Genomic DNA, 821 nt, shown 5'->3' on the forward strand with positions numbered 1-821 from the left:
CTGGGTGGCGATTTTTTTATACCCTATTTATTTACTATGAATTTAGAACGTTACCACCGTATCCATCAGGTGCTGAAAGCACGCCAAACCGACCTTACTTTGTGCCTAGAAGAGGTTCACAAACCTAACAACGTCTCTGCCGTTATTCGTACGGCTGACGCCACGGGCTTACACAAAGTTCATGCTATCTGGCCTGATAAAATGCGCACTTTAACCCACACTTCTGCAGGTGCTCGTAACTGGGTTGAAGTAGAAACTCACAACTCGATTGAAACCGCCATTACCGAGCTCAAAGCCCAAGGCATGCAAGTATTGGTGACCAACTTATCGGACACCGCGGTCGATTTTCGTGAAATCGACTACACCAAACCGACTGCAATCATCCTGGGGAGTGAAAAAATTGGCGCGTCTGAACAAGCGAAAAAACTCGCCGATCAAGACATCATTATTCCGATGATTGGAATGGTGCAGTCTTTGAATGTTTCGGTCGCCAGCGCAGTTATTCTGTATGAAGCGCAACGCCAACGTGAAGCGGCAGGCATGTATGATCGAGAAGAAAGCGCACTACCAAAAGAAACCATTCATCGCATCTTATTTGAACGTGGTCACCCAGTGCTTGCCAAAGTAGCGAAACGCAAAAAACTGGAATACCCGCCACTCGACGATGAAGGTCAAATCATCGCAGATGAGGCGTGGTGGCAAGAGATGCAAAAAGCTTAAGCTGAAACATAACGTTGAAAGCCCTCGCTTTCTACGCCACTTCTTATAGTTTTTCCTGTACAAAAACACAGCTCCATGGTTAACATACTGCTATGTTAACC

General features: G+C 46.2%; 1 protein-coding gene. It reads left to right on the forward strand.

Annotated features, from left to right (window positions below):
* Window positions 1–36: 36 nt before the first annotated feature.
* The gene (trmH, locus tag R7Z49_RS24210) at window positions 37–720 is read left to right on the forward strand and encodes a tRNA (guanosine(18)-2'-O)-methyltransferase TrmH (RefSeq protein ID WP_005478720.1); all 684 of its coding nucleotides are present in this window, start codon (window positions 37–39) and stop codon (window positions 718–720) included.
* Window positions 721–821: the final 101 nt, after the last annotated feature.

Source organism: Vibrio sp. 1562 (assembly GCF_033340155.1).
GTDB lineage: Bacteria > Pseudomonadota > Gammaproteobacteria > Enterobacterales > Vibrionaceae > Vibrio > Vibrio alginolyticus.